Source organism: Pseudomonas sp. PGPR N4 (assembly GCF_059693665.1).
In genome coordinates, this window is sequence record NZ_JCAUKV010000006.1 from 240,321 (window position 1) to 266,670 (window position 26,350).

Genomic DNA, 26,350 nt, shown 5'->3' on the forward strand with positions numbered 1-26,350 from the left:
TTTGCAAATACGCGCTATCCCTGTGGGAGCGGGCTTGCCCGCGAAGGGCTGCAAAGCAGCCCCAGACCAGGCGACGCAGTCTTATGACTTGAGGTCGCCTTTATCCAGCTCACTCGCTGCGGTGCAGCTTGGTCATCAACTGCGCCTCGGCCTGGGTCAGGCCACAGGTCTGGGTCAGTTCCTCGACGCTGGCGCCCATCCCCACCAGCTTGGCCGCCTGGGAAAAGGTCACATCATTGGGATCGCGCTGCTCCAGTTGTTGCAGCTTGTCCGGCAACGGCGCGACCACAGCGCGCAATTCATGGATCGCCTCGCCCATGCGCACCGTGCCGTTCTGGTAATCGTCCACCCGCTTGGCCAGCTCCTTGATGCGCTGGTCACGCACGGCGTCACCTTGAGCCTGTTGCGCAGCCAGCTCACGCTGGCGCTTGCTGTAGTTGAGAAAAAACCACAGGCTCAGCGCCCAAAGCAGCGCCAGGAAGATGACAGCAGCTTCGAAAATCAACTCAGATATTCTCCAGCTCTGACCATTCTTCCTCGGTCATCATCTTGTCCAGCTCGACCAGGATCAACAGCTCGCCGTTCTTGTTGCACACGCCCTGGATGAACTTGGCCGACTCTTCGTTACCCACGTTCGGCGCGGTTTCGATTTCCGACTGACGCAGGTAAACCACTTCGGCAACGCTGTCGACCAGAATGCCGACCACTTGCTTGTCGGCTTCGATGATCACCACACGAGTATTGTCGGTGACCTCGGTCGGCACCAGGCCAAAGCGCTGGCGGGTGTCGATCACGGTGACGACGTTGCCGCGCAGGTTGATGATGCCCAGCACATAGCTCGGCGCACCCGGCACTGGCGCGATCTCGGTGTAACGCAGAACTTCCTGCACCTGCATGACGTTGATGCCGTAGGACTCGTTGTCCAGACGGAAGGTAACCCACTGCAGAATCGGATCTTCAGAACCCTGTGCGGACGACTTTTTCATTCCCCTACCCTCAAATGCCGCCAGCGGCGGTGTGCTCGGTGCGGCCGTGGCCGCGAATTATTGGTGTTTGGCGTGCATCTGCTTGACGGCGCCGCTGGCGATCAACTCGGCCAGTTCAGCGACGTCGAGCAACGCACACATGTGTTCGATGACCGTGCCAGCCAGCCAGGGCCGCTGCCCGCGCTGACTACGCCACTTGATCTCGTTGGGGTCCAGGCGCAACGAGCGGCTGACCTGGTGCACCGCCAGCCCCCATTCGTAGCCCTGCACCGAAATCACGTACTGCAAGCCCTGGCGGAAGTCGTCGCGGTAGCGATCGGGCATCACCCAACGCGCCGTATCGAGTACCTTGAGGTTGCCCGCCTGGCAGGTGAGGATGCCCAGGAACCAGTCCGGCTGACCGAACAGTGGGGTCAGCTCCTGCCCGGCCAGGGTGTAGATCGAGCCCAGGCACACCAGCGGCACCGCGAGGGTCAGCCCGGCTACATCGAACAACAGGCATTCGAACGGCTCCGCGGCCCAGGCCGGACGACCATCGCTGGTCGTAGGCGGCGTCGGCACATTGGCTGCCGGCAAGTGCACTTCGACCAGCGGCGCGGCCGGCTCAGGCGCTTCGACCTCGGTCAGCAACGGAATGCTCGCCTCGGCCACCACCGTAGTCTCGACAACGCTGAGCAGCGGTTCTGGCGCTGCCACAGCGGGGGCCAGCACGGTCGGCAGCAGCTTGGCCTGCGGCTCGGCAAACGGCCTGGCGCCAGCTACGTCGACAACAGCAGACTTGCGCTGGGCATCACGTGCCTGCTCTTCGCGCACGGCGGCTTCGAAGTCGCTGCTTGGCGCCTCGTCGACCACTACCACTGGCAGGTCAAGGTCGAACGGCTCGGTAGCCTCCTGCAACAGGCCATCGAGGTAACTCTGCAAGGCCAGTTGCGGTTTGCTGGCAAGCTGTTGCGCGTGTTTCATCAGGCCACCTGCAATGCGGGTTTGTAGGTGAGCATATGTTTGAGCAAGGCCCGATAGGCCACAACGCCGCGGCTCTTGCCATCGAACTGCGATGGCGTGACCCCGGCCCGGCTGGCATCGCGCAGGCGCGTGTCGACCGGGATATAGCCCTGCCAGACGCTGTCGGCATAGGTATCACGCAGCACCTTGAGGGTGCCCAGTGATGCCTGGGTGCGACGGTCGAACAGGGTCGGCACGATCTGATACGGCAGCGCCTGCTTGCGCGAGCGGTTGATCATCGCCAAGGTGCCGACCATGCGCTCCAGGCCTTTGACGGCGAGGAACTCGGTCTGCACCGGGATCACCAACTGCTGGCTGGCAGCCAACGCGTTAACCATCAGCACGCCGAGCAACGGCGGGCTGTCGATCAGGGCAAAGTCGAAATCCTGCCACAGCTGCGCCAGACTCTTGGCGATCACCAGGCCCAGGCCACTCTGGCCCGGCGACTGCCGCTCGAGCACCGCCAGCGCTGTGCTCGACGGCAGCAGGGAGATACGTTCGTGGCTGGTCGGCAGCAGCAACTGCCCCGGCAAGCCCTCGGGCACCGTGCCCTTGTGCAGGAACAGGTCGTAGCAGCTGTGCTCCAGCGCATCCGGGTTATGCCCGAAATAGCTGGTCATAGAGCCGTGCGGGTCGAGATCGACAACGACCACGCGCTTGCCCGCATCGGCCAGCAAGCCGGCCAGGGCGATGGTTGTGGTGGTCTTGCCGACGCCACCTTTTTGATTGGCTACTGCCCAGACTCTCATGGTGCGCTGCTTCCTCCCGGTATGGCCGCCTGCCCTCCCGGGAACGGTGTGAAATTCTGTGACGGGGATTTGACGGGGCTAGCCCCCTCCCGCCGCTACTGCGCTTGGCGGTGCACTTTGTGTGCCAGCACGGCGCATCGCCGCATCTGGGGTCGCATTGGCGCTGCCGGTTGCGGTCAGGCTGCGGCGTACTTCCAGGTTGCGCGAAATCACCAGCACGACCCGTCGATTGCGCGCACGGCCTTCGGCCGTATCGTTGCTGGCGACCGGTTGATACTCGCCATAGCCGACCGAGGCCATGCGCCCGGGATTGACGCCGTTCATGGCCAACAGGCGGACGATACTGGCCGCACGCGAGGCCGACAGTTCCCAGTTGGTCGGGTACTGCGCAGTGCGGATCGGCAGGTTGTCGGTAAAGCCCTCGACGTGCACCGGGTTGGCGAACGGCTTGAGGATATTCGCCACCTTCTCGATGATCGCGAATGCAGCGTCGCTGGGCATGGCATCGCCACTGCCAAACAACAGCGCCGAATTGAGCTCAACCTCGACCCACAGTTCGTTGCCGCGCACGGTCATCTGGTTGGAGCTGATCAAATCGCCGAAAGCGCTGCGCACATCATCGCTGATGGTCTGCAGCGGGTCGGCGCTGGTCTGGCCGAGGCCCGCATCGGTCTGCTCGCTGTCTTTGATCAACGGCTCGGCTGGCTTGATGCTGAGCGGCTGTTCTTCGCCGATCGGGATGGCCCGCATGGCCCGCTCAGGGTCATTGAACACGCCGAGCAAGGCCTGCGAGACGACCTTGTACTTGCCCTCGTTGATCGAAGAGATCGAATACATGACCACGAAAAAAGCAAACAGCAGCGTGATGAAGTCGGCGTACGACACCAGCCAGCGCTCGTGATTCTCGGGTTCTTCGGTATGGCGACGGCGACGCATGGCTTACTCCATGAAGCCTTGCAGCTTCAGCTCGATCGAGCGTGGGTTTTCGCCTTCGGCGATCGACAGCAGGCCTTCGAGGAGCATCTCGCGGTAGCGTGACTGACGCATGACGATGGCTTTGAGCTTGTTGGCGACCGGCAGCAGGATCAGGTTGGCACTGGCCACGCCATAGATGGTGGCGACAAACGCCACGGCGATGCCGTTGCCCAGTTGGGACGGGTCGGCCAGGTTGCCCATGACATGGATCAGGCCCATCACAGCACCGATGATGCCGATGGTCGGCGCATAGCCGCCCATGCTTTCGAACACTTTTGCCGCCTGGATATCGCGGCTTTCCTGGGTCAGGAAATCCACCTCGAGGATGCTCCGGATAGCCTCCGGCTCGGCGCCGTCGACCAGCAGTTGCAAGCCCTTGCGCGCATACGGATCAGGCTCGCCGTCAGCCACGCCTTCCAGGCCGAGCAGGCCCTCCTTGCGTGCGGTCAGGCTCCAATTGACTACCCGATCGATACCACCTGCCAGGTCGACCCGCGGCGGGAAGATGATCCAGCGAGCAATCTGCAGCGCACGCTTGAACGACGGCAGCGGTGCCTGCAGCATGGCCGCGCCGAGGGTGCCGCCGAGCACGATCAACGCAGCTGGCGCGTTGAGCAGCGCACCGACATGCCCGCCCTCGAGGAAGTTGCCACCGACAATGGCGACGAAGGCCAGGATCAGGCCGATCAGGCTGAGTACGTCCATCAGACGCAGGCCTCGACCAGGTGCCTGCCTATATCGTCGAGACTGTACACCGCGTCGGCCAGGTTGGCCTTGACGATGGCCATGGGCATGCCATAGATCACGCAGCTGGCTTCGTCCTGCGCCCACACCGTGCTACCGCCCTGCTTGAGCAGGCGCGCACCTTCACGGCCATCCGCGCCCATGCCGGTAAGTACTACCGACAGGACCTTGTCACCGTAGGACTTGGCCGCCGAGCCGAAGGTGATATCCACACATGGTTTGTAGTTGAGGCGCTCGTCGCCCGGCAGGATTTTCACCATGCCGCGGCCATCGACCATCATCTGCTTGCCACCAGGCGCCAGCAGCGCCAGACCTGGACGCAGCATGTCGCCGTCTTCGGCTTCCTTGACGTTGATCCGGCAGAGCTTGTCGAGGCGTTCGGCAAAAGCCTTGGTGAACGCCGCGGGCATGTGCTGGATCAACACGATCGGTGCCGGGAAGCTGGCGGGCAGTTGCGTCAGGACACGCTGCAGCGCAACCGGGCCACCGGTCGAGGTGCCGATCGCAACCAGCTTGTAGGGCTTGCGCTTGGGCGCCGGCGAATGCGCCGCAGCAGGCGCTGCCGGGCTACGCACGGGAGCAGGCGTCGGAGTGCGCGCTGCAGGTGTGTGGCCAAGGCTGCTGGCCGGTGCAGGGCTGCTCGCGGCTGGCGCGGGCGCCGGTGCGGCATAGCTGCTCAGGCGGCGGTTGCTGCGCGAGATGGTATGTACCTTCTCGCAGAGCATCTGTTTGACCTTTTCTGGGTTACGCGAAATGTCTTCGAAGTTTTTCGGCAGGTAGTCGACCGCCCCGGCATCCAGCGCGTCGAGGGTTACCCGGGCGCCTTCATGGGTCAGCGACGAGAACATCAACACCGGCGTCGGGCATCGCTGCATGATGTGCCGCACCGCAGTGATGCCGTCCATCATGGGCATTTCATAGTCCATGGTGATGACATCGGGCTTGAGCGACAGCGCCTGGTCGATTGCTTCCTTGCCATTGGTCGCGGTACCCACAACCTGGATTGTCGGGTCGGACGAGAGAATTTCCGAAACGCGCCGGCGGAAGAAACCGGAATCATCCACCACCAGGACCTTGACTGCCATAAACACTCCATTAGATGGCGCAACCGCGAGGCTGCGCCACCGAAAATCAATAACGCTTGGCGGCGTAACGCTTGAGCATGCTCGGGACGTCGAGGATCAACGCAATCCGGCCATCGCCAGTGATCGTCGCGCCAGACATGCCCGGGGTGCCCTGCAGCATCTTGCCCAGCGGCTTGATCACCACTTCTTCCTGGCCCACCAGCTGGTCGACCACAAAGCCGATGCGCTGGGTGCCGACCGAGAGGATCACCACATGGCCCTCGTGCTGCTCTTCATGCACCTGGCCCTGGACCAGCCAGCGCTTGAGGTAGAACAGCGGCAGCGCCTTGTCGCGGACGATGACCACTTCCTGGCCGTCGACGACATTGGTGCGCGACAGGTCGAGGTGGAAGATCTCGTTGACGTTGACCAGCGGGAAGGCAAACGCCTGGTTGGCCAGCATCACCATCAGGGTCGGCATGATCGCCAGGGTCAGCGGCACCTTGATGACGATCTTCGAACCCTGGCCCTTGGCCGAGTAGATGTTGATCGAGCCGTTGAGCTGGGAAATCTTGGTTTTCACCACGTCCATGCCGACGCCGCGGCCGGACACGTCGGAAATCTCGGTCTTGGTCGAGAAGCCCGGGGCAAAGATCAGGTTGTAGCAGTCCGATTCGCTCAGGCGCTCGGCGGCGTCCTTGTCCATCAGGCCTTTTTCCACGGCCTTGGCACGCAGCACGTTGGGGTCCATGCCTTTGCCGTCGTCCGAGATCGACAGCAGGATATGGTCGCCTTCCTGTTCGGCCGACAGCACCACCTTGCCGGTGCGAGCCTTGCCTGAGGCGTCGCGCTCGTCGGGCATTTCGATGCCGTGGTCGACCGCGTTGCGCACCAAGTGGACCAACGGGTCGGCCAGAGCCTCGACAAGGTTCTTGTCGAGGTCGGTTTCTTCGCCGACCAGCTCCAGGTTGATTTCCTTCTTGAGCTGGCGGGCAAGGTCGCGAACCAGTCGCGGGAACCGCCCGAAGACTTTCTTGATCGGCTGCATGCGGGTCTTCATCACCGCAGTCTGCAGGTCGGCCGTGACCACATCGAGGTTGGACACAGCCTTGGACATGGCTTCGTCGCCGCTGTTCAGGCCCAGGCGCACCAGCCGGTTACGCACCAGCACCAGCTCGCCAACCATGTTCATGATCTCATCCAGCCGCGCGGTGTCGACGCGTACGGTCGTCTCGGCTTCGCTGGCGTGCTTTTCTGCGGGCGCTGCTGGCGCTGGCGCACGTGCCGGGGCCGCTGGCGCAGGCTTGGCAGCTGCTGCGGGTGCAGCAGGCTTGGGCGCAGCTTTCACCTCAGCCTTGGCTGCTGCCGGCGCAACGGCCACAGCAGCCGCTTCGGCAGCGTCGGTCGAGAACTTGCCTTTGCCGTGCAGCTCATCGAGCAGCGCTTCGAACTCGTGCTCGCTGATTTCGTCGCCGCTGGCAGCCGGCGCGGGGCTGGCTGCAGCCTCGGCAACCGCAGCAGTCGGCAGCGCATCGGCAGCGAAGGTGCCCTTGCCATGCAACTGGTCGAGCAATGCTTCGAATTCGTCGTCGGTAATCTCGTCACCGGCTGGCGCTGGCACGACAGCCTCGGGAGCGACCGTGGCCGCCTCGACCGAGAACTGGCCCTTGCCGTGCAGTTGATCGAGCAGAGATTCGAATTCGGCGTCGGTGATTTCATCCGACTCGGCGCTGGCTGCACCTGGCTGCGGTTGTTCAGCAGCCTCGGCCTCGGCCTTGACCGCATCGAGCGAGTCGAGCAGTTGTTCGAACTCGGTGTCGGTGATGTCTTCCTCGACCACCGCTGGCTCAGGCTCGACCACCGCGGCAGGCGCCGGCGCCGCACCCGGCTCGGCCAGACGCGACAGCGCTGCCAGCAACTCGCGGGAAGCCGGGGTCACCTCGGTGCGTTCGCGCACCTGGCCGAACATGCTGTTGACCGAATCCAGCGCTTCCAGAACCACGTCCATCAGCTCGGCGTCGACCCTGCGCTCACCTTTGCGCAGGATGTCGAAGACGTTCTCGGCAATGTGGCAGCACTCCACCAGCTCATTGAGCTGGAGGAAGCCGGCGCCCCCTTTTACAGTGTGAAAACCGCGGAAAATCGCATTGAGCAGGTCGGCATCATCCGGTCGGCTTTCCAGCTCGACCAATTGCTCGGACAACAACTCAAGAATTTCCCCGGCTTCTACCAGGAAATCCTGAAGGATTTCTTCATCGGCGCCGAAGCTCATTAAACGTGCTCCCTAAAAACCAAGGCTGGACAGCAGATCGTCGACATCGTCCTGACCGGACACAACGTCTTCACGCTTATCGGCATGAATCTGCGGACCTTCACCCCGAGTCGGATGTTTTTCTTGATCTTTTTCAGCACGCAACTGATCGTGGTCATGTTCGATACCGGCAAAGCGGTCGACTTGACTGGCCATCAGCACGAGCTTGAGCAGATTGCTTTCGACTTCGGTGACCAACGCGGTGACGCGTTTGATCACCTGGCCGGTCAGGTCCTGATAGTCCTGAGCCAGCAAGATGTCATTGAGGTGCCCGGACACCTTGCGGTTGCCCTCGGCACTGTGCGTCAGGAAACTGTCGACTCGTTTGACCAGATCGCGAAACTCCGGCGCGGCCACTTCACGGCGCATGAAGCGCTGCCAGTCAGTGCTCAGCGCCTGGGCCTCACCGGCCAGGTCGTTGAGTACCGGGGTGCTCGCTTCGACCAGGTCCATGGTGCGGTTGGCGGCACCCTCGGTCAGCTTGACCACGTAGGACAAACGCTCGGTGGCATCGGTGATCTGCGAGACTTCCTCGGCCTGCGGCATTGCCGGGTCGATCTGGAAACTGACGATCGCACTGTGCAGCTCGCGGGTCAGTTTGCCGACTTCCTGGTACAGGCCACGGTCGCGTGTCTGGTTGAGCTGATGAATCAGCTGCACCGCATCGCCAAACCGGCCGCGCTCAAGGCTCTCGACCAGTTCCTGAGCGTGCTTCTTCAGGGTGTTTTCAAACTCACCCAAAGAGTTGTTGTTAGAGTCCATGGCGCCCCCTGGCGTGATTTAGCTATTCACGCGTTCGAAGATCTTTTCGATCTTCTCTTTGAGCACCTGGGCGGTGAACGGCTTGACCACGTAACCATTGACGCCGGCCTGGGCCGCTTCGATGATCTGATCACGCTTGGCTTCGGCAGTTACCATCAGCACCGGCAGATGCTTGAGACGCTCATCGGCACGCACTTTGCGCAGCAGGTCGATGCCGGACATGCCGGGCATGTTCCAGTCGGTGACGAGGAAGTCAAAGTGGCCGCTTTCGAGCATCGGCATGGCGGTCAGGCCATCGTCGGCTTCCTGGGTATTGGTGAAGCCCAGATCACGCAAGAGGTTCTTGATGATCCGCCGCATCGTCGAAAAGTCGTCAACGATGAGGATTTTCATGTCTTTGTTCAATTAGACCTCCAAGCAGTCTTAAACGCGCTCGGCCCCGAGCGCGCATTCAATCAATTCGGTACACCGTCAAAACGACTGCAGCGACCCCGGTTTCAACGCGCTCGCCATTCACCCAGCCGGCTGCGCAGACGTGCCGCGCATTGGCTGTGCAGCTGGCTGACACGCGACTCGCTGACCCCCAGCACCTCACCGATTTCTTTGAGGTTGAGCTCTTCGTCGTAGTACAGCGCCAGCACCAACCGCTCGCGTTCCGGCAGGTTGGCGATCGCATCGGTCAACGCCGTCTGGAAGCGTTCTTCTTCCAGATCACGCGACGGTTCGACCTGCGCACTGGCGCCATCCTCGTGCAGACCTTCATGTTCGCCGTCCTGCAACAGGTCGTCAAAACTGAACAGTCGGCTGCCCAGGGTATCGTTCAGAATCCCGTAATAATCATCGAGACCTAATTGGAGTTCGGCAGCAACCTCGTGATCTTTAGCGTCGCGACCGGTTCTTGCTTCAACAGCGCGCATCGCGTCGCTGACCATACGGGTATTGCGGTGCACCGAACGTGGCGCCCAGTCACCCTTGCGGACCTCGTCGAGCATGGCGCCACGGATGCGGATACCGGCGTAGGTTTCAAAGCTGGCGCCCTTGCTGGCATCGTATTTGTTGGACACTTCGAGCAGGCCGATCATGCCGGCCTGGATCAGGTCCTCGACCTGCACGTTGGCCGGCAAGCGCGCCAGCAGGTGGTATGCGATGCGCTTGACCAGCGGCGCGTAACGCTCGACCAACTCGTACTGGGCGTCCTTGGAAGCCTTGCTGTACATCTGAAAACCGCTTGCACTCATAGCACTGGTCCCGCACTGGTGGGCTGCACCAGGCGCTCGACGAAGAACTCCAGATGCCCACGAGGGTTGGCAGGCAGCGGCCAGCTATCGACCTTCTGCGCGATGGCCTTGAACGCCAGCGCACACTTGGAGCGAGGGAAGGCTTCGTAAACTGCACGCTGCTTCTGCACCGCCTTGCGCACGCATTCGTCGTACGGCACGGCGCCGACGTATTGTAGGGCGACGTCAAGGAAGCGGTCCGTGACCTTGGTCAACTTGGCGAACAGGTTGCGCCCTTCCTGCGGGCTCTGGGCCATGTTGGCAAGGACGCGGAAACGGTTCATGCCATAGTCGCGATTGAGCAGTTTGATCAGCGCGTAGGCGTCGGTGATCGAGGTCGGCTCGTCGCACACCACCAGCAGCACTTCCTGCGCGGCGCGGACAAAGCTCACCACCGAATCGCCGATACCGGCAGCGGTGTCGATGACCAGCACGTCGAGGTTGTCGCCAATCTCGCTGAAGGCCTGGATCAGCCCGGCGTGTTGCGCCGGCTGCAGATGGACCATGCTCTGGGTGCCCGAGGCGGCCGGCACGATGCGTACCCCGCCAGGCCCCTGCAAGAGCACGTCGCGCAACTCGCAGCGGCCTTCGATGACGTCGGCCAGGGTGTGCTTGGGCGTCAGCCCCAGCAGCACGTCGACGTTGGCCAGACCCAGATCGGCGTCCAGCAACATGACCCGGCGGCCGAGTTCGGCCAACGCCAGGGACAGGTTGACTGAAACGTTGGTCTTGCCGACGCCACCTTTGCCACCGGTCACGGCGATAACCTGTACGGGATGCATGCTACCCATATTTGTTCTTTACCTTGTCGCGCTTGAACCGAGGCCACATGGAGGGCTGTGATTAAAGCCCTTGCTGTAGGTACTTTGCATTGTGTTCATCTTCAACCCACGCGTTTGCCGGAGTTGTGGTACAGATCAGCGAACATATCGGCCATGGCCTCTTCGCTGGGGTCTTCCTGCATTTGCACGCTGACGGCGCGGCTGACCAGTTGGTGCTTGCGCGGCAGGTGCAGGTCGTCAGGAATACGCGGGCCGTCGGTAAGATAGGCCACGGGCAGTTCATGACTGATCGCCAGGCTCAGTACTTCACCGAGACAAGCGGTTTCATCAAGCTTGGTCAGGATGCAGCCAGCCAGGCCACAGCGCTTGTAGCTGTGATAGGCGGCGGTCAGCACCTGTTTCTGGCTGGTGGTTGCCAGGACCAGATAATTCTTCGAAGCGATACCACGCCCGGCGAGCGTCTCCAGCTGCATGCGCAGGGCCGGATCACTGGCCTGCAGGCCGGCGGTATCGATCAGCACCACACGCTTGCGCAGCAGCGGCTCCAGGGCCTGAGCGAGGGACTCGCCCGGGTCGACGTAGGTCACCGACACGTTGAGGATGCGGCCCAGGGTCTTGAGTTGCTCCTGAGCGCCGATACGGAAGCTGTCCATGCTCACCAGCGCCAGGTTCTGCGCGCCGTACTTGAGCACATAACGCGCTGCCAGCTTGGCCAGGGTGGTGGTCTTGCCCATGCCGGCCGGGCCAACCATGGCAATTACTCCGCCCTCCTCGATCGGTTCGATCTCGGGTACATCGATCATTCGCGCCAGGTGCGCGAGGATCATCCGCCAGGCTTGCCGCGGCTCGTCGATTTCGCCGGTCAGGTCGAGCAGTTCACGGGCCAGCGCACCGGTCAGGCCAACACGCTGCAGGCGCCGCCAGAGGTTGGCCTGCAGCGGTTTGCTGCCCTGCAACTGGCTCCAGGCAAGCGAGCCGAGCTGTACTTCGAGCAGTTCACGCAGGCCGGACAGCTCCGAGCGCATGGCATCGAACAGGCGCGGATCAACCGGCGCCACTGCCGGCGCAGCCGGGGCGGCGGGCTGCTCGACGTGCGGCTCGACCAAGGGCTCGGAAGCGGTCAGCGAGAGGCCGGCAAACAACTGACGGTTGCCGTCATCGGCATCGCTGCGGCTGCTCAGTTCGGCCTGGGCGGTAGCGATGCGCGACTGGGTCTTGCGCAGCTCGTCTTCAAGCTCAGGGTTGGGCACCCGCGGCGCCAGCGCCGACAGCTTGTAGTCCAGTGCAGCGGTCAGCTCAACGCCGCCGGCGATGCGCCGGTTACCGATGATAGCGGCATCGGAGCCAAGCTCATCGCGGACCAGCTTCATGGCCTGACGCATATCTGCGGCGAAAAAACGCTTAACTTGCATACTCCACTACCTCAGCCGTTCGGGCCCACGGTGGCAACGATGGTGACTTGCTTGTTGTCAGGTATTTCCTGATACGCCAAAACATGCAAATTCGGTACAGCCAGGCGGCCGAAGCGCGACAGCATTGCCCGGATCGGGCCGGCTACCAGAAGGATAGCTGGCTGACCTTGCATCTCCTGACGCTGGGCCGCTTCGATAAGCGAACGCTGTAGCTTTTCGGCCATGCTCGGTTCAAGAAGAACACCATCTTCCTGACCTTGCCCGGCCCTTTGCAGACTATTGAGCAAAATCTGTTCCAACCTTGGCTCCAAGGTGATAACAGGCAGCTCGGACTCAACGCCGACAATGCTTTGCACGATGGCGCGACACAATCCGACGCGCACTGCGGCGACCAGCGCGGCATTATCTTGACTCTTGCCAGCGTTGTTGGCGATAGCTTCGGCAATGCTGCGGATATCGCGCACCGGCACTTGCTCGGAGAGCAGAGCTTGCAAGACCTTGAGCAGCCCCGACAAGGAAATGACACCCGGCACCAGCTCCTCGGCAAGCTTCGGCGAGGCCTTGGCCAGCACCTGCAACAGTTGTTGGACTTCCTCGTGACCGATCAGTTCGTGGCAGTGCTTTTGCAGAATCTGGTTCAAATGGGTCGCCACCACAGTGCTGGCATCGACCACGGTGTAGCCCAGCGACTGCGCCTGCGCGCGCTGGCCGATGTCGATCCAAACTGCCTCCAGGCCGAACGCCGGGTCACGCGCGGCGATACCATTGAGGGTACCGAACACCTGGCCTGGGTTGATTGCAAGCTCGCGGTCCGGGTAGATCTCGGCTTCCGCGAGGATTACCCCCATCAGGGTCAGACGATAGGCACTTGGCTGCAGGTCGAGGTTGTCGCGGATGTGTACGGTCGGCATGAGGAAGCCCAGATCCTGCGAGAGCTTCTTGCGCACGCCCTTGATCCGCGCCAGCAACTGGCCGCCCTGGTTGCGGTCGACCAGCGGGATAAGCCGATAGCCTACTTCCAGGCCGATCATGTCAATCGGAGTGACGTCGTCCCAGCCCAGCTCCTTGGTGTCCATTGCGCGCTGCGGAGATGGCAGCAGATCCTGCTGGCGCTGCACTTCTTCCAGCGCCTTGACCGCCTTGACCTGCTGCTTGCGCCAGACCAGATAGGCACCACCCGCCGCCAGCACACCGAGGCTGAGGAAGGCCACATGCGGCATCCCCGGGACCAGGCCCATGACAATCATGATGCCGGCCGACACGCCCAAGGCTTTTGGCGAGTCGAACATCTGCCGGTTGATCAGCTTGCCCATGTCCTCGGAGCCCGAGGCGCGCGTCACCATGATTGCGGCGGCGGTGGACAACAGCAAGGATGGCAACTGCGCCACCAAACCGTCACCAATGGTCAGCAGCGCGTAGACCTTACCGGCCTCCCCGCCCGACATGCCGTGCGAGAGGATACCGATCAGCACGCCGCCGATGAGGTTGATGAACAGGATCAGCAGGCCGGCAATGGCGTCGCCGCGAACGAACTTGCTGGCACCGTCCATAGAGCCGTAGAACTCGGCTTCCTGGGCGACTTCGGCGCGGCGCGCCTTGGCCTGGGCCTGATCGATCAGGCCGGCGTTGAGGTCGGCGTCGATCGCCATCTGTTTGCCGGGCATGGCATCGAGGGTGAAGCGCGCGCTGACTTCAGAGATACGCCCGGCGCCCTTGGTCACCACCACGAAGTTGATGATCATGAGGATGGCGAACACCACGGCACCGACCACGTAGTTGCCGCCGATCACCACCTCACCAAAGGCCTGGATGACCTTGCCCGCCGAGCCATGGCCCTCGTGGCCGTGCAGCAGCACCACCCGCGTCGAGGCGACGTTGAGCGCCAGGCGCAACAGCGTCGCTACCAGCAGAATGGTCGGGAACGCGGCGAAGTCCAGCGGCCGCAGGGCATATACGCAGACCAGCAGCACCACCAGCGACAGGGCGATGTTGAAGGTGAAGAACACGTCGAGCAGGAACGGCGGGATCGGCAACATCATCATTGCCAACATCACCAACAGCAACAACGGCACACCCAGGTTGCCCCGACCGAGTCCGCTCAGGTTGCTGCGCGCGTTGCTGATTAACTGACTGCGATCCACCGCGATTCCTCTTCAAGCAAAACTTTGACGCCTGTAGAGCGCCTGCGCTGCCTTTGCAAGAAGCTGTCCAACTTTGCCAACGGATGCCTGCGATCAGCTATCGCGGCGCAGATCGTCCGGAATCGGCAGGTCTTTGTTCAGCGGATCAGGGCGCTTGCCCTTGCCGGCGCGGTGCTGGCGGACCTGGAAGACGAACGCCAGCACCTGGGCTACCGCCAGATACAGGCCGGCAGGGATTTCCTGCTCGATCTCGGTGGAGTAGTAGATCGCCCGCGCCAGCTCCGGCGACTCGAGAATCTGCACGTTGTGCGCAGCGCCGATCTCGCGGATCTTGAGGGCGATGAAGTCGCTGCCTTTGGCCAGCAGCAACGGCGCGGCACCGCCCTTCTCCGGGTCGTATTGCAGGGCTACGGCATAGTGGGTCGGGTTGGTGATGATCACGTCGGCGTCAGGGATTGCCGCCATCATGCGCCGCTGCGAGACCTCGCGCTGCAATTGCCGGATGCGCTGCTTGACCTCGGGCTTACCGTCGGAGTCCTTGTGCTCGTCGCGCACTTCCTGCTTGGTCATCTTGAGCTTTTTCTGCGTTTGCCAGAGCTGGAACGGCACGTCCGCCGCAGCGATCAGCAGCAGCCCCGCCGACACCCACACCGCACTCCAGCCGACCACTACCGCGCTGTGAATGATCGCTTGCTCCAGCGACTCGTTGGCAATGGACAACAGCGCTATACGGTCATTGAGCAGCACCAGCCAGCCCACAAACAGGATCAATACGAACTTGGCCATCGCTTTGAGCAGCTCGGTCAGCGCGTTCAGCGAGAACATCCGCTTGATCCCGGCCAGAGGATTCATCCGGCTGAATTTGGGTTGCAGCAGGCTGCCGGAGAAGATGAAGCCACCCAGAATGATCGGCGCCACAAAGGCAATAACGAACAGCATGATCAACAATGGCTGCGCCGCCCACAGCGCCTTCTGGCCTGATGCCAGCAGAAACAGACCCATCGAGCGCTCGTCGATCAGCACCTCGCGCGACAGCGAGAAGTTGATTCGCATCAAGTCCATCAGGGTGTCAGCGAGATGGCCGCCGAACACCAACAGACCGCCAGCGCCGGCCAAGGTCACCGCCACCGTATTGAGTTCTTTGGAACGGGCGATCTCACCTTTCTTGCGCGAGTCACGCTTGCGCTTGTCGGTGGGGTCTTCCGTCTTGTCCTGGCCGCTCTCGCTTTCTGCCATGCTCAGCGCGCCCGTGCCAGATCACGCAGCCACTGCAGCGCTTCGCTGGCCAGTGCCTGGTAATGCGAGAGGATGTCAGCCAGGCCGACCCAGAACAGGCCAAGGCCGAGCACCAGGGTCAGCGGAAAACCGATCGAAAAGATGTTCAACTGCGGCGCCGCACGGGTCATTACGCCAAACGATACGTTGACCACCAGCAGTGCGGTGACCACCGGCAGAATCAACAGCACCCCAGCGCCAAATACCCAACTCAGGCGCCCGGCTATTTCCCAGAAGTGCTGGACCACCAAGGCATTGCCGACCGGCAAGGTGGTAAAGCTTTCGCTGAGCACCTCGAACACCACCAGGTGGCCGTTCATCAGCAGAAACAGGATGCTCACCAGCATGGTCATGAACTGGCTGACCACCGCCACGTTGACGCCGTTGACCGGGTCAACCATCGAGGCGAATGCCATACCCATCTGGATCGCGACAATTTGCCCGGCGATGACAAACGCCTGGAATAGCATCTGCAACGAGAAACCGAACAGCGCGCCCACCAGGATCTGCTCACCGCACAGCATCAGCCCGCGCAGGCTCAGCGGGTCGAACTCCGGCATTGGCGGCAGCCCCGGCACGATGGCCACGGTAATCGCCAGCGCGGCGTACAAGCGCACCCGCGCCGGCAGCATCTTGGTGCCGAAGATGGGCATGGTCATCAGCACCGCAGTCACGCGGAACAAGGGCAGCATGAAGGTCGCTACCCAAGTGCCGATCTGCGCGTCGGTAAGCTCCAGCATCGCCGGCTAACCGATCAACTGCGGGATGCTGGTGTACAGACCAAGCATGTATTCCATGAACTTGGTCACCAGCCAAGGCCCGACCACGATCAGCGTCACCAGCATCACCAGCAGACGCGGCAGAAAGCTCAGGGTCTGTTCGTTGATCTGGGTCGCAGCCTGGAACATCGCTACCACCAGACCGACCAGCAGGCTCGGCACTACCAGCACGGCGACCATCAGGGCGGTCAGCCAGAGCGCATCACGGAACAGGTCAACGGCAACTTCAGGGGTCATGCCACGCTCTCCTTGACGGTGTCAGAGGCCACCGAAACTACCGGCCAGGGTGCCCATGATCAGTGCCCAGCCATCGACCAGCACAAACAGCATGATCTTGAACGGCAGCGAGATGATCAGCGGCGACAGCATCATCATACCCATCGCCATCAACACGCTGGCGACCACCATGTCGATGATCAGAAACGGGATGAAGATCATGAAACCGATCTGGAACGCGGTCTTCAGCTCCGAGGTGACGAACGCCGGTACCAGAATGGTCAGCGGTGCCTGCTCGGGGCTGGCAATGTCGGTGCGCTTGGACAGGCGCACGAACATGTCCAGGTCGCTCTGCCGGGTCTGCGCCAACATGAAGTCCTTGAGCGGCCCCTGGGCCTTGTCGATGGCCTGCTGAGCCGTCATCTGCTCGCTCAGGTACGGCTGCAGGGCATCCTTGTTCACCTTGTCGAACACCGGCGCCATGATGAACAGGGTCAGGAACAAGGCCATGCCGGTGAGCACCTGGTTGGATGGCGTCTGCTGCAGGCCAAGGGCCTGGCGCAGGATCGAAAAGACGATGATGATGCGGGTGAAGCTGGTCATGAGGATGACGAACGCTGGAATGAAACTCAGCGCAGTCATGATCATCAGGATCTGCAGGCTGACCGAATACTCCTGCTGGCCGTCGGCGCCACTGGACAAGGTAATGGCGGGGATCGACAGCGGGTCGGCGGCCAGGGCCAGCGGCGCGGCCAGCAGCAGCGCCAGGGTCAACAGCATGCGCACGGCGCCGATCATCACTTGGTGTCCTTCTGATCCTTGCCCATCAGCTCCAACAGCCGCTGGGCGAACTCTGGAGTCGCCGGGCGGGCACTGGCAGGCACCTCGACCGGCTCGGCCAGCACATGCAAGGCCTTGATGCTGCCCGGGCTGTGCCCGAGCAGGATCTGTTCCTTGCCGACCTGCACCAGCAACAGCCGGTCACGCGGGCCGATGGTGCGGCTGCCGATGATCTCGATCACCTGGCCACCGCGCGGCGCGGCGCCCTGCATGCGCCGCAGCAGCCAGGCCAGCGCGAAGATCAGGCCGACCACCAGCAACAAGCCAAAGACCATCTGCGCCAGTTGCCCGCCCAGGCCACCTGGCGGCGTCGCGGCGGTGACCGGGGCAGCAGCAGGCGCTTGCGAGGCAACCACCACTTCGCTGACCAGCAGCGTGGCGACAGCGGCCACAGCGCGTATCACCGGCTTCACTCAGCGCAGCTTCTTGATGCGTTCGCTAGGACTGATCACGTCGGTCAGGCGGATGCCGAACTTCTCGTTGACCACAACCACTTCGCCATGGGCGATCAGGGTGCCGTTGACCAGCACATCCAACGGCTCACCGGCGAGGCGGTCGAGCTCGATCACCGAACCTTGGTTGAGCTGCAGCAGGTTGCGGATGTTGATGTCGGTACTGCCGACTTCCATCGAAATGCTTACCGGGATGTCGAGGATCACATCCAGGTTCGGCCCTTCGAGGCTGACGTTTTCATTGGGCTTGGGCGAGCTGGCGAACTCTTCCATCGGCAGGCGCCCGGCGCCGCCACTGTCGGCGGCCAGCAGTGCATCGATGTCGGACTGGCCGGCATCACCGGTTTCTTCCAGCGCGGCAGCCCATTCATCGGCCAGGGCCTGGTCCTCGGCAGAGGTGATTTCGTTTTCGTTAGCCATAGTGTCCTCGACAAGCATTCAATTCGGGGTTGCGACCGGCACGCCGTCAGCGGCGCTCGATCGGATCGATGATCTGCAGGGCCAGATTGCCCTTGTGCGAGCCCAGCCGCGCCTTGAACGACGGCACGCCATTGGCGCGCAGCACAAGGTGCTCGGGCAGCTCAACCGGGATCACATCGCCCGGCTGCATGTGCAGGATGTCGCGCAGTTTCAGCTGGCGGCGGGCAACCGTGGCGGTGACCGGCACACTGACATCGAGCACGTCCTCGCGCAGGGCCTTGACCCAGCGCTCGTCCTGATCGTCGAGGTCGGACTGGAAGCCCGCGTCGAGCATCTCGCGCACCGGCTCGATCATCGAATAGGGCATGGTCACGTGCAGGTCGCCGCCGCCGCCATCGAGCTCGATGTGGAAGGTCGACACCACTACCGCTTCACTGGGACCAACGATGTTGGCCATGGCCGGGTTGACCTCGGAGTTTATGTACTCGAAGTTGACCGGCATGATCGCCTGCCAGGCTTCCTTGAGGTCAACGAAGCACTGATCCAGAACCATGCGCACCACGCGCAGCTCGGTCGGGGTGAACTCGCGCCCCTCGATCTTGGCGTGACGCCCGTCACCGCCAAAGAAGTTGTCGACCAGCTTGAACACCAGCTTGGCGTCGAGAATGAACAACGAGGTGCCGCGCAACGGCTTGATCTTGACCAGGTTGAGGCTGGTGGGCACGTACAGCGAATGGATGTACTCGCCGAACTTCATCACCTGCACGCCCCCCACCGCCACATCGGCGGAGCGGCGCAGCAGGTTGAACATGCTGATCCGGGTGTAGCGGGCAAAACGCTCGTTGATCATTTCCAAGGTCGGCATGCGCCCGCGCACGATCCGATCCTGACTGGTCAGGTCGTAGCTCTTGATGCTGCCGGGGTCGGCAGCACTTTCGGTCTGTACCAGGCCATCGTCGACGCCATGCAGCAGCGCGTCGATCTCATCCTGGGACAGCAGGTCCTGTACGGCCATTACGGACTCCTACTGCAACACGAAGTTGGTGAACAGCAACTGGTCGATGACCGGTTTGCCGACTTCTTTCTGCGCCACTTCCTGGACCACCGCAGTGGCCTTCTGGCGCAGCATCTCCTGGCCCACCGAACTGCTGGCCAGGGTGTCGAAGCCTTGCCCCGAGAACATCATCACCAGGTTGTTGCGGATCACCGGCATGTGCACCTTGAGTGCGTCGATGTCAGCCTGGTTACGGCCTTGCAGGGTGATGCTCACCTGCATATAGCGCTGGCGGCCATTCTGGTTGAAATTGACCACAAAGGCCGGCGCCAGCGGCTCGTAGATCGCAGCCGGCTTGACGTTGGCCAGGGCCGGGTCGGTGGCTGGCGCCGCTTCGCCCTTGTGCATGATGAACCAGGTAGCGCCCACCGACAGGCCAACCGCCAGTAGCAGTGCCACTACCATCAGCAGGATCAACTTGAGTTTGCCTTTTGCGGCGGGGTCTTTCACTGCTTCGCTCTTCGCCATGCCAATAATCCGTCGTCCATCAGGGGTTCGTAGGTGGATGACGTGGCTTGAGCAAGTGTTATGCCAGATATTGCAACGTAGACAAAACGCCGGGCCCGCCCGTCGTCACCCAACAGAGTGACGGCAGACTGGCCCGGCGTCCTGGATCAGCAAATGCTGGGTCAGGCGTAGTAATCGACTGCGCTGTCGCCGATCACTACTTGCTGCTCGGCCGCGCGTGAAGCCTCGCTCAGCTCGCCTTGTTCACCTTGCTCAGCCGCAGCGGCGGCGCTGCGCCGTGCCGCCACACCGGACAGCTGCGATGCCTCTTGCTGCGCCTGCTGTTGCTGACCGCGGGACTGATCGGCAACGTTGACGTCAGGCTGGGCCAGGCCCTGCTGCGCGAACAACTCACGCAAACGGTGCAGCTGGCTGTCGAGGCTGTCACGCACACCGGCGTGACCACTGACGAAGGTAATCTGCGCGGCCTGGTCGGTGGCAATATTGACGCGGATGTCCAACCGACCCAGTTCGGCCGGCTCAAGCTGGATATCCGCCGACTTGAGGTTCTGGCTCGACAGGTACATGACCCGGTTGACCAGGCCTTCGGTCCAGGCGCCCTGATTCATTGCCAACGGCTGTTGCAGCGGGCTGGGGTTGACCGGCACGGCGTTGGCGGTCTTGGCGGTGGCGGCCTGGGTCAGCGTGGCCAGGCGGTCAGCGAAGTTGTCGACGCGGGTATCACTGCTGGCGCTCTTGATGTCTTTCAGGCCGTCCTCGATCAGGCTGCCGAAGGCTTTGTGGCCTGACTCGGACTTGCCGCCTTCATGCTCGCCTTTCTCGACCACGTTCGCCAAGGTATTGACGGCAGCCTGGTTGCCGTCTGCGGGTGCCTTGCCAGCTTCTGACTGATTGGCCGCATGCGCCGAGGTCGTGCCTTTGGCCTGAGCACTGTGCTCAAGTGCAAAGCGCAGGCTTGGCAGGCCTGCCAAGGCGTCAGCTTCGGGGTCGAACGCAGCCTCGGCCGGCTCGCCGGTTTGCGGCGCTGCAGTGGCCGGCACACCCGCCTGCAAGACGGGAGCAATCGCCTGCGCCTGAGCCTGGATCAGTTGGGCACCGGCTGGGGCGTCGGTGACCTGGCCGGCAACCAGGCTGGCATCCACAGAAGCCTTGTTATCGCCGTCAGTGCTGGCGTCGGCCTGCTGCGCCGGGTCGCTGCCTGGCAAGTTATTGCCGTCAGCGGCAACCTCAGGCTTGTCGGCGGTCTGGGCCTTGCCGGCCGAGGCGGCGTCGGGCTTGTCCTTCGGTTTGGCCGGGGCCACCTTGTCGTCACGTTGGCCGACACTGTCGCGGGCCTGCTTTGCCATCACTTGATCAAAGCCTTTATCCTGCGCAACAGCGGCCGCAGGCGGCTTGTCGGCGCCCATCCGGGTCTGCTTGGCGGGAGCGCTGGCTTGGATCAGTGGGTTGGGTGCGACAGGCATCGAGGGTCTCCGCGCCGGCTTGCGGCAAAATCGTCTGCACAGAGACAGGCAAAACTCGCGCCAGTTTTGCTCAACTGCCGGAGACACGCTCACATTCGAGTAGGTAGAAGCACTTCACCTGGCGGTATTCGGAGTCGATACGGTTGACCAGGTCTTCAACGCCATAGGCCGGCGACTGCTTGACCCGCTCTTCGAGCTGCTGGCAAAGGGCGGCCAAACCGACCGCACCCATGTTGCTGCTGCTGCCCTTGAAGCTGTGCGCGGCCATGCCCAACTCACTGGCATTTCTCGCGCCATGCAATTGGCTCAGGCGCCGCTCGGAGTCTTCCAGAAAAATCTCCAGCAGTTGCTGATAGCCACCCTCCATGATGTCCTGCAAGTCACGCAGGACCCGCTCATCGATGTGCACGTCCATCATCTGTTCACTCCCTGTTGAGGCGGCTAGGCCTGGCAGCGTGCTCACCAGAGCACCTCTACCTTGGCGCATCGACCGCCCTCGATCCATTGTGCATCCTGACTCAGGCGCCGCACCAGATGTATTCCGCGCCCACTGAAGGCATCCTGGCGTGGCAGCCGTGCCAGCACCTGCTCGACATCGAAGCCGACACCGCTGTCACGGATTTCGATGATCAGACGCCCTCCTCGCTCCCAGGGTTCAACCTTGAGATCTATCCGAATGTAACCATCTACCTGCTGCGCAAGTCGCTCACCGCGCAACCGGTAAAACTCTGAAAACCCTGCCGCATCGCCCTTTAGCGCTGAATCAAGGCCGAGCACGCCGTGTTCCAGGGCATTGGTATAGAGCTCGGCAAAGACGCTGTGCAAATGTCCGGCAAGCGGTCGCAGGCCATGGATTTCCTGCAGCAGCTGCAGCAGTTGCGGAACTGGATTGACCCACCGCAACGTCTCGCCGCGCAGCTCGAAGCCTAGCGACCAATCGAGCGGGCTGCTGCGCCCCCTGTCGGCATGGCCGGCATTGGCGGGTAAATCCGCGCCTGGCTCGAGCATGCGGATATCACACAGGCTGACATCATCCCGAGCGCGTCCGCCAAACGCCTGCAAGGCTTGCAGCAGCTCCTCGAACAACAGTGCGGGGGTGCGGTTCAGGGCGATTACCTGCTGCAGGCGCTCGACCCCAAACAGTTGCCCGCCGGCGTTGCTGGTCTCGATTACACCATCGGACAGCAGCAACAGCCGCTCACCCGGCGCCAGTGGCATCACCTGGGTACGCTCATCGAAGCGTTCCGGGGCCAGTACACCCAGCGGTAGCTGGGTAGACGGCAAGGTCGCCAGCAATTCGCCGCTGGACGCCAGATGATAGCCATCGGGCATCCCGCCACCCCAGAACTCCACGGTGCCGCGCTGGTAGCTGATGTTCAGCAGCAACGCACAGCAAAACATGTCTACCGGCAGGATGCGCTTGAGCTTGGCGTTCATTTCGCGCAGCGTCTGCGCCAGACCATAGCCCTTGCCGGTCATGCCATAAAACGCCTCTGCCAGCGGCATGGCGCCGACCGCTGCGGGCAGGCCATGCCCGGTAAAGTCACCCAGCAGCACATGCATGTCACCCGAGGGCGTGTAGGCCGCCAGCAGCAGGTCGCCATTGAACAGCGCAAAAGGCGACTGCAAATAGCGGATATTCGGCGCCTGCAGGCAGCCGGTATGGGCGACCTTGTCGAATACCGCCTTGGCCACGCGCTGCTCGTTGAGCAGATGCTGGTGGTGCAGGGCTATTTCATCGCGCTGCTCGAGGACCTTGGCCTGCAACCTGTGCAGGCGCTCCATGGCACCGATCTTCGCCGCCAGAATCACCGCACTGTAGGGTTTGGCGATGAAGTCGTCGCCACCGGCTTCAAGGCAGCGCACCAGCGCCTGTTCCTCGCTCAATGACGTGAGAAAGATGATCGGCACCAAGGTCTCGCCGGCCAGCGCCTTGATCTGCCGCGCGGCCTCGAAGCCATCCATGATCGGCATCAAGGCGTCGAGCAGCACCAGTTGCGGCCGGTGCTGGCAAAACAGCGCCACCGCCTCGGCGCCGTTTTCCGCGGTCAACACCTGATGACCCTGGCGGCGTACGATCTGCGCCAGCAACAGACGATCGGCAGCGCCATCCTCGGCAATCAGCACCTGCAAAGTGGCTTCAGCCGGCATGAGCGCAGTCAACTGATGTCGAACAGTTTTTCGAAGTTGGAGATCGCCAGGATCTTGCGCACATCGGCTGTGGCGTGCACCACGCGCACGTCGGAGTCGTCACCGCCAACATGGTCGCGCAAGAGCAACAGCATGCCCAGCGCAGAACTGTCCAGGTAGGCTGCCTCACTCAGGTCGACCACGACCTGCTCGGGCCGGCCGTTCTGCCGCTCGTAAGCATCGCGAAACGCCTGATGCTTGGCGAAATCGAAACGGCCCTTGATCGCAATCGTCAGCTTCTTGCCGTCGGGGGAAAGCGTAGGTTCCACTGCCATGCTAGCGATTCCTTCGATGATGGCGGATGCAGCTTCAGAAGGTTTAGAAGACGCGCCGACAAGTTGCAAGCGACAGCGCCAACAAACTCGACCAATGCCCTAGTAAGCGCTGGATCGCGGCAGGCGCTGGGACAGCTCGTCCAGCAGCTTCTGCTCGCGCTTGTCTTCGAGCCGGCGCGCCTCATCCATGTAGCGCTGTACCAGCTTGCGCAAGCCCTCAACCCGGGCGTAAGCCTGCTGCCAGGTGGCACGGGCATTGTTGAGGTTGCTCTGGTGCCAGGCCAGGCTCTGCCGCTGCTGGGTCATGGCCGTTTCCAGCTGGGCCAGAAAGCGCTGATAGTTGAGCAGCCAGCTGCCGTTGACGCCCTGCCCACCGCGGTTGATCCACTGCAGCTGGTAGTCTTCGCGAAAGCGCTCGAGCTCGGCCAGCTTGGCCTGAGCCTGGGCTACCTGCTGCTGGAAGTGACCAAGGCGCTGTACCGCCTTGCGCTCAGCCTCTTCGGCAATGTTCACCACCGGCGCCAGGCGCGCGGCACGGCTGGGCGTGCTCATGGCTTAGCCACCGCCTGTGGGCGTGGCAAACACGCCGGCCAACTGCTCACGGCTCTGCGTGCCGCTGACGTTTTCGTCCAGGCCCTGACGCAGGAAGCCGACCAGGCGTGCCTGCAAGGCAATCGCCAGATCGGTCTCGGGATCGCCGCCTGCAACATAAGCGCCCACGCTGATCAAGTCGCGGCTCTGCGACAGGCGCGACCACAACTGCTTGAATTTCTGCGCTTGGCGCAAGTGATCGGCGTCTACTACCTGCGGCATGACCCGGCTAATCGAGGCTTCGATGTCGATCGCAGGGTAATGACCTTCTTCGGCCAACCGCCGCGACAGCACAAAGTGACCGTCGAGCACACCCCGCGCCGCATCGGCGATCGGGTCTTGCTGGTCATCACCTTCGGACAGCACGGTATAGAACGCCGTGATCGAACCCCCGCCGGCCTCGCCGTTACCGGCGCGCTCGACCAGCTTGGGCAGCTTGGCGAATACCGACGGTGGGTAACCGCGGGTCGCTGGCGGCTCACCGATGGCCAGGGCGATTTCGCGCTGGGCCTGGGCAAACCGGGTCAGCGAGTCCATCAGCAACAGGACATTCTTGCCCTTGTCGCGAAAGTATTCCGCGATGCGCGTGCAGTACATCGCAGCGCGCAGGCGCATCAGCGGCGCATCGTCGGCCGGCGAGGCGACTACGACCGAACGCTTCAGGCCTTCTTCACCAAGGATATGTTCGATGAACTCCTTGACCTCCCGCCCCCGCTCGCCGATCAGGCCGACCACGATGATTTCGGCTTCGGTGAAGCGCGTCATCATGCCCAGCAACACCGACTTACCGACGCCGGTACCAGCGAACAGACCCAGGCGCTGGCCGCGGCCGACGGTAAGCAGACCGTTGATGCTGCGGATGCCGACATCCAGTGGTTGGCTGATCGGGTCACGGTTCAGCGGGTTGATGATCGGCCCGTCGATCGGCACCCAATCTTCGGCCTTCATCCCTCCTTTGCCATCCAGCGCCCGGCCAGCGCCATCGAGCACCCGGCCAAGCATGCTCATGCCCATCGGCAGGCGCCCGCTGTCATCCAGCGGCACCACCCGCGCGCCCGGCGCGATCCCGGCAATGCTGCCAACCGGCATGAGGAACACCTTGGTCCCGGCAAAGCCCATCACCTCGGCCTCGACCTGCACCGGGTGGTAGCTGTCGTCGTTGATCACCAGGCAGCGACTGCCGACTGCGCCGCGCAGGCCTTCGGCCTCAAGCGTCAGGCCGACCATGCGCAACAGGCGACCCTCGACCACCGGCTGCTCAGGCAGGCTGATCGCCTCGGCGTAGCCGCCCAGGCGCTTGCCGAAGCTGGTGCGGTCAAGGCGCATCGGTGCTGCCCAGGTCCAGGCTGATATCGGCAGGCGCCGGATGCAGGGCCTGATCGTGCAACTGGTCGAACAGCTGCGCTACGGCCTTCTCGATGCGGGTTTCCATGCTGGCGTCGATGCGGCTGTGGGCGGTTTCGATACGGCACCCGCCGGGCAACAACGTTTCGTCTTCAAGGATTTTCCAACTCTCTTCGTGGCGTTCGCGCAGGGCCTTGGCCAGTTCGAAGTCCTGCGGATTGAGGTGGATGCGGATATTGTCGGCGCCCATCGGCAGCAGCTTCAGCGCGCTGCGCAGCACCTGGGTGATCTGGCTCGAATCAGTGCGTAGCTCACGACCGATGACCTGCCGCGTCATGTGCGCCACCAGGTGCACCAGCGAGCGCTCGATCTGGGTGTCCTGCTCGGCAATCGGCTCGAGCAGATGCGCCAGCAACTGCTCAAGCTCACCCAGCTTGGCGGCGAGGGCTTCCTCGGCTTCCTGGCGGACCTTGAGCTGGGTGCTGTGAAAACCCTCGCGCTCACCGGTGGCAAAGCCTTCGTTGTAGGCTTCCTGGCGAATCGCTTCGAGCTCTTCGAGGGTCAGCGGCTGGACCTCGTCGAGGGGCACCTCTTCGATTTCCGGCTCGATGACTTCAGGCTCAGGCTCCGGTGCTGGCGCAGGCGCCGGGTCAAAGCTGGGCAGCGCCCAGACATCGACGCCTTCAAGGTCGCGGGCACGGATCAGGTCGCTGGGGTGTTCGGTGGTGGACATGCTGTGGGGCTCTCAAAAACCATGTTCGGCCAACGTACGCCCTGC

General features: G+C 62.7%; 29 protein-coding genes. All 29 read right to left on the reverse strand.

Features of this window, described 5'->3' with window-relative positions:
- Positions 1–109: 109 nt before the first annotated feature.
- The 29 genes from AC58X1_RS21210 to fliH all read right to left on the reverse strand — a co-directional run bounded on the left by AC58X1_RS21210 (position 110) and on the right by fliH (position 26,305).
- Positions 110–505, reverse strand: coding sequence for a DUF2802 domain-containing protein (locus AC58X1_RS21210; protein ID WP_150573773.1), 396 nt, complete (start codon positions 503–505; stop codon positions 110–112).
- Position 506: 1 nt separating this feature from the next.
- Positions 507–986: a chemotaxis protein CheW gene (locus AC58X1_RS21215; protein WP_101317903.1), complete on the reverse strand. Its 480-nt coding sequence runs from the start codon at positions 984–986 to the stop codon at positions 507–509.
- 57 nt (positions 987–1,043) lie between these two features.
- Complete coding sequence (locus AC58X1_RS21220) at positions 1,044–1,949, reverse strand: CheW domain-containing protein (protein ID WP_497429427.1); 906 nt, start codon at positions 1,947–1,949, stop codon at positions 1,044–1,046.
- A complete protein-coding gene (locus AC58X1_RS21225; RefSeq protein WP_101317899.1) occupies positions 1,949–2,737 on the reverse strand; it encodes a ParA family protein in 789 nt (262 codons plus the stop codon). Before AC58X1_RS21225 ends, AC58X1_RS21220 begins: the two co-directional genes overlap by 1 nt.
- A 78-nt stretch (positions 2,738–2,815) precedes the next feature.
- On the reverse strand, positions 2,816–3,673 hold the full coding sequence (gene motD / locus AC58X1_RS21230; RefSeq protein ID WP_101317897.1) for a flagellar motor protein MotD: 858 nt from the start codon (positions 3,671–3,673) through the stop codon (positions 2,816–2,818).
- A gap of 3 nt (positions 3,674–3,676) precedes the next feature.
- Positions 3,677–4,417 (reverse strand): flagellar motor protein, encoded by a 741-nt coding sequence (locus AC58X1_RS21235; RefSeq protein WP_101317895.1) that lies wholly within the window; start codon positions 4,415–4,417, stop codon positions 3,677–3,679.
- On the reverse strand, positions 4,417–5,541 hold the full coding sequence (locus AC58X1_RS21240) for a protein-glutamate methylesterase/protein-glutamine glutaminase (RefSeq protein ID WP_220633295.1): 1,125 nt from the start codon (positions 5,539–5,541) through the stop codon (positions 4,417–4,419). The genes AC58X1_RS21235 and AC58X1_RS21240 overlap by 1 nt, the downstream gene beginning before the upstream one ends.
- A 46-nt stretch (positions 5,542–5,587) precedes the next feature.
- Positions 5,588–7,792: a chemotaxis protein CheA gene (locus AC58X1_RS21245; protein WP_101317891.1), complete on the reverse strand. Its 2,205-nt coding sequence runs from the start codon at positions 7,790–7,792 to the stop codon at positions 5,588–5,590.
- Between the two features lie 12 nt (positions 7,793–7,804).
- On the reverse strand, positions 7,805–8,593 hold the full coding sequence (locus AC58X1_RS21250) for a protein phosphatase CheZ (protein ID WP_103436662.1): 789 nt from the start codon (positions 8,591–8,593) through the stop codon (positions 7,805–7,807).
- An 18-nt stretch (positions 8,594–8,611) separates the two neighbouring features.
- Positions 8,612–8,986 (reverse strand): chemotaxis response regulator CheY, encoded by a 375-nt coding sequence (locus AC58X1_RS21255; protein WP_178080754.1) that lies wholly within the window; start codon positions 8,984–8,986, stop codon positions 8,612–8,614.
- Positions 8,987–9,090: 104 nt separating this feature from the next.
- A complete protein-coding gene (gene fliA / locus AC58X1_RS21260) occupies positions 9,091–9,831 on the reverse strand; it encodes an RNA polymerase sigma factor FliA (protein WP_101317885.1) in 741 nt (246 codons plus the stop codon).
- Positions 9,828–10,661: a flagellar synthesis regulator FleN gene (fleN, locus tag AC58X1_RS21265; protein ID WP_101317883.1), complete on the reverse strand. Its 834-nt coding sequence runs from the start codon at positions 10,659–10,661 to the stop codon at positions 9,828–9,830. The genes fliA and fleN overlap by 4 nt, the downstream gene beginning before the upstream one ends.
- A 92-nt stretch (positions 10,662–10,753) precedes the next feature.
- Positions 10,754–12,064, reverse strand: a complete 1,311-nt coding sequence (gene flhF / locus AC58X1_RS21270) for a flagellar biosynthesis GTPase FlhF (protein WP_101317881.1) — start codon at positions 12,062–12,064, stop codon at positions 10,754–10,756.
- A gap of 11 nt (positions 12,065–12,075) precedes the next feature.
- Positions 12,076–14,205, reverse strand: a complete 2,130-nt coding sequence (gene flhA / locus AC58X1_RS21275; protein ID WP_188035627.1) for a flagellar biosynthesis protein FlhA — start codon at positions 14,203–14,205, stop codon at positions 12,076–12,078.
- Positions 14,206–14,298: 93 nt separating this feature from the next.
- The gene (flhB, locus tag AC58X1_RS21280; RefSeq protein WP_150569767.1) at positions 14,299–15,441 is read right to left on the reverse strand and encodes a flagellar biosynthesis protein FlhB; all 1,143 of its coding nucleotides are present in this window, start codon (positions 15,439–15,441) and stop codon (positions 14,299–14,301) included.
- 2 nt (positions 15,442–15,443) lie between these two features.
- Positions 15,444–16,220, reverse strand: coding sequence for a flagellar biosynthetic protein FliR (gene fliR / locus AC58X1_RS21285; RefSeq protein WP_101317871.1), 777 nt, complete (start codon positions 16,218–16,220; stop codon positions 15,444–15,446).
- 6 nt (positions 16,221–16,226) lie between these two features.
- A complete protein-coding gene (fliQ, locus tag AC58X1_RS21290) occupies positions 16,227–16,496 on the reverse strand; it encodes a flagellar biosynthesis protein FliQ (protein ID WP_101317868.1) in 270 nt (89 codons plus the stop codon).
- Between the two features lie 21 nt (positions 16,497–16,517).
- Positions 16,518–17,273, reverse strand: coding sequence for a flagellar type III secretion system pore protein FliP (gene fliP, locus AC58X1_RS21295; RefSeq protein ID WP_178080752.1), 756 nt, complete (start codon positions 17,271–17,273; stop codon positions 16,518–16,520).
- On the reverse strand, positions 17,273–17,728 hold the full coding sequence (gene fliO / locus AC58X1_RS21300; protein ID WP_101317866.1) for a flagellar biosynthetic protein FliO: 456 nt from the start codon (positions 17,726–17,728) through the stop codon (positions 17,273–17,275). Before fliO ends, fliP begins: the two co-directional genes overlap by 1 nt.
- Positions 17,729–18,187 carry a flagellar motor switch protein FliN gene (gene fliN / locus AC58X1_RS21305; RefSeq protein ID WP_101317864.1) on the reverse strand — a complete coding sequence of 153 codons (459 nt, stop codon included), beginning with the start codon at positions 18,185–18,187 and terminating at the stop codon, positions 17,729–17,731.
- A 46-nt stretch (positions 18,188–18,233) separates the two neighbouring features.
- On the reverse strand, positions 18,234–19,202 hold the full coding sequence (fliM, locus tag AC58X1_RS21310) for a flagellar motor switch protein FliM (protein WP_101317862.1): 969 nt from the start codon (positions 19,200–19,202) through the stop codon (positions 18,234–18,236).
- Positions 19,203–19,211: 9 nt separating this feature from the next.
- Positions 19,212–19,709 carry a flagellar basal body-associated protein FliL gene (gene fliL / locus AC58X1_RS21315; protein ID WP_101317860.1) on the reverse strand — a complete coding sequence of 166 codons (498 nt, stop codon included), beginning with the start codon at positions 19,707–19,709 and terminating at the stop codon, positions 19,212–19,214.
- A gap of 161 nt (positions 19,710–19,870) precedes the next feature.
- A complete protein-coding gene (locus tag AC58X1_RS21320; protein ID WP_497429428.1) occupies positions 19,871–21,172 on the reverse strand; it encodes a flagellar hook-length control protein FliK in 1,302 nt (433 codons plus the stop codon).
- A 70-nt stretch (positions 21,173–21,242) separates the two neighbouring features.
- Positions 21,243–21,590 (reverse strand): Hpt domain-containing protein, encoded by a 348-nt coding sequence (locus AC58X1_RS21325; RefSeq protein ID WP_101317857.1) that lies wholly within the window; start codon positions 21,588–21,590, stop codon positions 21,243–21,245.
- A 41-nt stretch (positions 21,591–21,631) separates the two neighbouring features.
- Positions 21,632–23,323: an ATP-binding SpoIIE family protein phosphatase gene (locus AC58X1_RS21330; protein WP_497429429.1), complete on the reverse strand. Its 1,692-nt coding sequence runs from the start codon at positions 23,321–23,323 to the stop codon at positions 21,632–21,634.
- A gap of 8 nt (positions 23,324–23,331) precedes the next feature.
- Positions 23,332–23,637 carry an STAS domain-containing protein gene (locus AC58X1_RS21335; protein WP_497429430.1) on the reverse strand — a complete coding sequence of 102 codons (306 nt, stop codon included), beginning with the start codon at positions 23,635–23,637 and terminating at the stop codon, positions 23,332–23,334.
- 99 nt (positions 23,638–23,736) lie between these two features.
- The gene (gene fliJ / locus AC58X1_RS21340) at positions 23,737–24,189 is read right to left on the reverse strand and encodes a flagellar export protein FliJ (RefSeq protein WP_101317850.1); all 453 of its coding nucleotides are present in this window, start codon (positions 24,187–24,189) and stop codon (positions 23,737–23,739) included.
- Between the two features lie 3 nt (positions 24,190–24,192).
- Complete coding sequence (gene fliI / locus AC58X1_RS21345; RefSeq protein ID WP_101317848.1) at positions 24,193–25,554, reverse strand: flagellar protein export ATPase FliI; 1,362 nt, start codon at positions 25,552–25,554, stop codon at positions 24,193–24,195.
- Entirely contained in the window at positions 25,544–26,305 is a 762-nt protein-coding gene (fliH, locus tag AC58X1_RS21350; protein WP_101317846.1) for a flagellar assembly protein FliH, read from the reverse strand. Before fliH ends, fliI begins: the two co-directional genes overlap by 11 nt.
- Positions 26,306–26,350 lie beyond the last annotated feature (45 nt).

Bases quoted from the DNA above. Each gene is read 5' to 3' on its own strand.
- AC58X1_RS21320 (WP_497429428.1), bottom strand. From the start codon at position 21,172: ATGCCTGTCGCACCCAACCCACTGATCCAAGCCAGCGCTCCCGCCAAG.
- fliA (WP_101317885.1), bottom strand. From the start codon at position 9,831: ATGAGTGCAAGCGGTTTTCAGATGTACAGCAAGGCTTCCAAGGACGCC.
- AC58X1_RS21255 (WP_178080754.1), bottom strand. From the start codon at position 8,986: ATGAAAATCCTCATCGTTGACGACTTTTCGACGATGCGGCGGATCATC.
- AC58X1_RS21245 (WP_101317891.1), bottom strand. From the start codon at position 7,792: ATGAGCTTCGGCGCCGATGAAGAAATCCTTCAGGATTTCCTGGTAGAA.
- AC58X1_RS21240 (WP_220633295.1), bottom strand. From the start codon at position 5,541: ATGGCAGTCAAGGTCCTGGTGGTGGATGATTCCGGTTTCTTCCGCCGG.
- fliI (WP_101317848.1), bottom strand. From the start codon at position 25,554: ATGCGCCTTGACCGCACCAGCTTCGGCAAGCGCCTGGGCGGCTACGCC.
- AC58X1_RS21215 (WP_101317903.1), bottom strand. From the start codon at position 986: ATGAAAAAGTCGTCCGCACAGGGTTCTGAAGATCCGATTCTGCAGTGG.
- AC58X1_RS21220 (WP_497429427.1), bottom strand. From the start codon at position 1,949: ATGAAACACGCGCAACAGCTTGCCAGCAAACCGCAACTGGCCTTGCAG.
- fliR (WP_101317871.1), bottom strand. From the start codon at position 16,220: ATGCTGGAGCTTACCGACGCGCAGATCGGCACTTGGGTAGCGACCTTC.
- fliN (WP_101317864.1), bottom strand. From the start codon at position 18,187: ATGGCTAACGAAAACGAAATCACCTCTGCCGAGGACCAGGCCCTGGCC.
- AC58X1_RS21235 (WP_101317895.1), bottom strand. From the start codon at position 4,417: ATGGACGTACTCAGCCTGATCGGCCTGATCCTGGCCTTCGTCGCCATT.
- AC58X1_RS21250 (WP_103436662.1), bottom strand. From the start codon at position 8,593: ATGGACTCTAACAACAACTCTTTGGGTGAGTTTGAAAACACCCTGAAG.
- fliJ (WP_101317850.1), bottom strand. From the start codon at position 24,189: ATGAGCACGCCCAGCCGTGCCGCGCGCCTGGCGCCGGTGGTGAACATT.
- fliH (WP_101317846.1), bottom strand. From the start codon at position 26,305: ATGTCCACCACCGAACACCCCAGCGACCTGATCCGTGCCCGCGACCTT.
- fliM (WP_101317862.1), bottom strand. From the start codon at position 19,202: ATGGCCGTACAGGACCTGCTGTCCCAGGATGAGATCGACGCGCTGCTG.
- fliP (WP_178080752.1), bottom strand. From the start codon at position 17,273: ATGATCGGCGCCGTGCGCATGCTGTTGACCCTGGCGCTGCTGCTGGCC.
- fliL (WP_101317860.1), bottom strand. From the start codon at position 19,709: ATGGCGAAGAGCGAAGCAGTGAAAGACCCCGCCGCAAAAGGCAAACTC.
- AC58X1_RS21325 (WP_101317857.1), bottom strand. From the start codon at position 21,590: ATGATGGACGTGCACATCGATGAGCGGGTCCTGCGTGACTTGCAGGAC.
- fliQ (WP_101317868.1), bottom strand. From the start codon at position 16,496: ATGACCCCTGAAGTTGCCGTTGACCTGTTCCGTGATGCGCTCTGGCTG.
- motD (WP_101317897.1), bottom strand. From the start codon at position 3,673: ATGCGTCGCCGTCGCCATACCGAAGAACCCGAGAATCACGAGCGCTGG.
- AC58X1_RS21225 (WP_101317899.1), bottom strand. From the start codon at position 2,737: ATGAGAGTCTGGGCAGTAGCCAATCAAAAAGGTGGCGTCGGCAAGACC.
- AC58X1_RS21330 (WP_497429429.1), bottom strand. From the start codon at position 23,323: ATGCCGGCTGAAGCCACTTTGCAGGTGCTGATTGCCGAGGATGGCGCT.
- fleN (WP_101317883.1), bottom strand. From the start codon at position 10,661: ATGGGTAGCATGCATCCCGTACAGGTTATCGCCGTGACCGGTGGCAAA.
- flhF (WP_101317881.1), bottom strand. From the start codon at position 12,064: ATGCAAGTTAAGCGTTTTTTCGCCGCAGATATGCGTCAGGCCATGAAG.
- AC58X1_RS21335 (WP_497429430.1), bottom strand. From the start codon at position 23,637: ATGGCAGTGGAACCTACGCTTTCCCCCGACGGCAAGAAGCTGACGATT.
- flhB (WP_150569767.1), bottom strand. From the start codon at position 15,441: ATGGCAGAAAGCGAGAGCGGCCAGGACAAGACGGAAGACCCCACCGAC.